This is a genomic window from Brevundimonas sp., assembly GCF_036399195.1.
Taxonomy (GTDB): domain Bacteria; phylum Pseudomonadota; class Alphaproteobacteria; order Caulobacterales; family Caulobacteraceae; genus Brevundimonas.
This window is the reverse complement of record NZ_DASWNO010000171.1, coordinates 1-4,043: the sequence shown is the minus strand read 5'-3', so window position 1 is coordinate 4,043 and position 4,043 is coordinate 1. Positions and strand designations below refer to the sequence as shown.

The following is a 4,043-nucleotide window of genomic DNA, read 5'->3' as shown; positions in this document are numbered from 1 at the left end:
GGCCTTCAGGTCATCGGCAAGGCGCTGGACGAGGCGACGGTGTTTCAGGTCGCGGACGTGCTGGAGCGGTCCGCGGGCTTCACGGCGCGGCCGGAGAAGTGGTGGTGAGCATGACCGAACCGAACTCCAAACTCATCCAGGGCCGCACCGGCCCTTGGGAAATCGTCATGGGGCTGGAGATCCACGCCCAGGTGGCGTCGAAGGCCAAGCTGTTCTCGGGCGCGGCGGTCGGCTTCGGCGCGGGGCCGAACGAGCAGGTGTCGCTGGTCGACGCCGGCTTTCCCGGCATGCTGCCGACCCTGAACAGGCACTGCGTCGAACAGGCCGTCCGCACCGGGCTGGGGCTCAATGCGCGGATCAACAAACGCAGCCAGTTCGACCGTAAGAACTACTTCTATCCCGACCTGCCGACGGGCTATCAGATCAGCCAGCTGTTCCATCCGATCGTCGGCGAGGGCGTGGTGGAGGTGGAGGCCGAGGACGGCTCCTTCTTCAACGTCGGCATCGAGCGGCTGCACCTGGAGCAGGACGCGGGCAAGCTGATCCACGACCTGTCGCCGGCCGAGAGCTACGTCGACCTGAACCGCGCTGGCACGGCCCTGATGGAAATCGTCTCGCGACCGGACATCCGTTCTCCTGAAGAAGCCGTGGCTTACGTCAAGAAGATCAGAACCATTCTGATGTATCTGGGCACCTGCGACGGCGACATGGAGAAGGGCAATCTGCGCGCCGACGTCAACGTCTCGGTATGCCGGGAGGGCCAGTACGCGAAGTTCAAGGCCACGCGCGATTTCAGCCACCTCGGCACGCGCTGCGAGATCAAGAACGTCAACTCGTTCCGCTTCATCAGCCAAGCCATCAACTACGAGGCGCGGCGTCAGATCGAGATCCTCGAGGATGGCGGCAAGGTCGATCAGGAGACGCGCCTGTATGATCCTACGGCCGGCGAGACTCGCTCGATGCGCTCCAAGGAAGAGGCGATGGACTATCGTTACTTCCCCGACCCCGACCTGCTGCCGCTCGAGCTGGAGCAGGCGTGGATCGACGGCATCAAGGCCTCCCTGCCGGAGCTGCCGGACGCCAAGCGCCGCCGGCTGATGGCCGACTACGGCCTGTCGCAGTACGACGCGGTGGTGCTGATCTCAGAACAGGCCAAGGCCGACTACTTCGAGGCGGCGGCCAGGGGCCGAGACGCCAAGCTGGTGGCCAACTGGGTCACCAACGAGCTATCGGCGCGCCTGACGGCGGACGGGAAGGACTTCTCCGAAAACCCCCTGCCGGCCGCGCATGTCGCGCAGCTGGTCGAGCTGATCGAGAAGAACGTCATCTCGTCCAAGATCGCCAAGGAGGTGTTCGATCACGTCTGGAACGGCGAGGGCTCGCCGGCCGAAGTCGTCGAGAAGCACGGCCTCAAACAGGTCACCGACACCGGCGCCATTGAGAAGGCGGTCGACGACATCATCGCCGCCAACCCCGATAAGGCCGCCGCTGTCGCCGAGAAACCCCAGGCGATCGGCTGGTTCGTCGGTCAGGTCATGAAAGCCACCGGCGGCAAGGCCAACCCGGCGGCGGTCAACGACATCCTGAAGGCGAAGCTGGGGCTCTGACCGAATGTCTCCTCCCTGTCGCGACGCGATGGGGAGGGGGACCGCGAAGCGGTGGAGGGGCACCAGCCGCTCGCACGGCGTCCTACCCCTCCGTCACGGCACGAAGACGCGCCGCGCCACCTCCCCATTCGCTAACGCGAACAGGGAGGAGACAGACAGCCTATCTCAATCCAGCAGCGACAGGATCACGCCGGTCGCGATCGCTGCGACGACGATGTCGCCGGTGTCAGTCCGGTAGTAGCCGTAGCCGCGCGGCGGCGGGGCCCAGCCGTAGCGGCGGTAGTCGCTGACGTACCAGTTGCGGCGATAATCGTGGGGGATCACCGCGCCGCGGCGCCAGCGCTGCCCGTATGCGTTGCCGTAAGGCGGGCGGTAGCGGCCGTCGCGCCACTGGTCGCGCTGGCCGCGCCGCCAGTCTCGGTAGCGTTCCCGGTCCGTGTAGCGGCCGCCGTCCCAGCGGTTCTGGGCCGCCCGGCGCTCCCAGCGTTCGTAGCGGCCGTCGCGGTCGCGGTCATAACCCCAGGACTGCGCCGAGACGGCCATGGGGGCGGCCAGGGTGGACAGCGCCAGCGCGCCGATTAAGAGGGATTTCTTCATGTGACGTCTCCTGCGTATGGAGTCGCGCGCACCGTCCCTGATCGAAGCCCGCGACGTGAGACCCGACAAGGATTCGAGGCTGACTCCAGGCGCATGAATTGACACTGAACGCCCCGTTTAGGGAGCAGGTCAGGACTCGTCGAAGAGGTCGCCGCCGCCGCGGGCGCCCTCAACCACCTCTCGCGCCAAGGCCCTTGTCACGGGCCGGTGCAGGGCGTCGAGTTGCTCAACCACGGCGGCGGCCGCCGCGGCGGAGCGATCGATCCGCCGCAGCAGATAGGGAATGACGTCCCCAGCCGGCCGTATGCCCCGTTCGGCGAAGCGCGCCTGCAGCATGACGGCGAGCACGGCGTCGTCCGGCGCCTCCATCAGCACGCTCATGACCGCGTCGAGGCGCGAGCGGAGGTCGGGCAGGGCGGAATCCCAGGCGGAAGGCGCGGAACGGGCGACCATCAGCAGCGCGCCCCCGGGCGCCTGGGCGAGGTTGATCAGATGGAACAGGGTCTCGTCATCGACGTCCTTGGCCCGATCCAGCATCACCGGGCGCCCCTCGATCTCGAGTGGATCGATCAGGGCGGCCTCGCCGCCGTGCAGAGCGACCGCGCCCACCCGTTCGGCCCATATCTGCGCCAGGCGGCTCTTGCCGCAGCCTTCGGGACCGCAGAGCGCCCTCGCGCCGCCGATCCGACCGGGCCAGTCGGCGAGGGCCTCGACCGCCGCGCGGTTGCAGTCGGACACCACGAAGCCGTCGGCGTCGTCGGGCAGGTCCCGCCGCAGCGGCAGGCGCATCTGGTCGGCGGCTGAGGGAGGAAGAGCCATTTCGGGACGGTTATAACAGACCGGCGATCAGGTTCCTTCCCCCGCCGTGGACAACCGCGCACGACTGTGGACGGGAGAGGGTCGGGCAGGACCCGCGGCGGGGCCCGCTTCGGCCGAAACCTTGACTTTCCGGGGCGATGATGCGCCCTACGCGCTCCCGAATTCCCAGTCGTGCGCGACTGCCAATCCGAAGATTCCGACCATGCACGCCTACCGCTCCCACACCTGCGGCGCCCTCCGTTCGAGCGACGCGGGCGCGACCGTCCGTCTGTCCGGCTGGGTGCACCGCAAGCGCGACCATGGCGGCCTGCTGTTCATCGACCTGAGAGACCACTACGGTCTCACCCAGCTGGTGCTGCACCCGGAGACGCCGGGGTTCGAGGCCGTCGAGCGCCTGCGGGCGGAGAGCGTGATCCGGGTTGACGGCGAGGTCGTGGCCCGCGACGCCTCGGTCGTGAACGCCAACCTGCCGACCGGCGAGATCGAGCTGCGGGTGCAGGCGGTTGAGGTGCTGTCGGAAGCCGCCGAACTGCCGCTGCCGGTCTTCGGCGAGCCGGAATATCCCGAAGAGATCCGCCTCAAGCACCGCTACCTGGACCTGCGCCGCGACACCCTGCACAAGAACATCGTCCTGCGGTCCCGTGTGATTTCGTCGATCCGCCAACGCATGGTCGGTCAGGGCTTCCTGGAATACCAGACGCCCATCCTGACCGCCTCGTCGCCCGAAGGCGCCCGCGACTTCCTGGTGCCGTCGCGCCTGCACCCCGGCAAGTTTTACGCGCTGCCGCAGGCGCCGCAGCAGTTCAAGCAGTTGCTGATGGTGTCCGGCTTCGACCGCTATTTCCAGATCGCGCCCTGCTTCCGCGACGAGGATCTTCGCGCCGACCGGTCACTGGAGTTCTACCAGCTCGACGTCGAGATGAGCTTCGTCACGCAGGAGGATGTCTTCGCTGCCATCGAACCCGTCATGCACGGCGTGTTCGAGGAGTTCGCCGACGGCAAGCGGGTCGATCCGTATCC

5 protein-coding genes are annotated in these 4,043 nt (G+C 67.5%); 3 read left to right on the top strand and 2 right to left on the bottom strand.

Annotated elements, in window-relative coordinates:
* Positions 1–108: hypothetical protein (locus VGB60_RS08105; protein ID WP_331037762.1), on the top strand; the 108-nt coding region annotated here is incomplete at its 5' end.
* Positions 109–110: 2 nt separating this feature from the next.
* On the top strand, positions 111–1,607 hold the full coding sequence (gene gatB, locus VGB60_RS08100) for an Asp-tRNA(Asn)/Glu-tRNA(Gln) amidotransferase subunit GatB (protein WP_331037760.1): 1,497 nt from the start codon (positions 111–113) through the stop codon (positions 1,605–1,607).
* Positions 1,608–1,772: 165 nt separating this feature from the next.
* Here gatB and VGB60_RS08095 read toward each other — a convergent pair whose 3' ends face one another.
* A complete protein-coding gene (locus VGB60_RS08095; RefSeq protein WP_331037759.1) occupies positions 1,773–2,204 on the bottom strand; it encodes an RcnB family protein in 432 nt (143 codons plus the stop codon).
* A 129-nt stretch (positions 2,205–2,333) separates the two neighbouring features.
* A complete protein-coding gene (locus VGB60_RS08090; RefSeq protein WP_331037758.1) occupies positions 2,334–3,023 on the bottom strand; it encodes a chromosomal replication initiator DnaA in 690 nt (229 codons plus the stop codon).
* Between the two features lie 193 nt (positions 3,024–3,216).
* On the opposite strand from VGB60_RS08090, the gene VGB60_RS08085 reads away from it, so the two are divergent.
* On the top strand, positions 3,217–4,043 hold an 827-nt coding region (locus VGB60_RS08085; protein WP_331037761.1), incomplete at its 3' end, for an amino acid--tRNA ligase-related protein.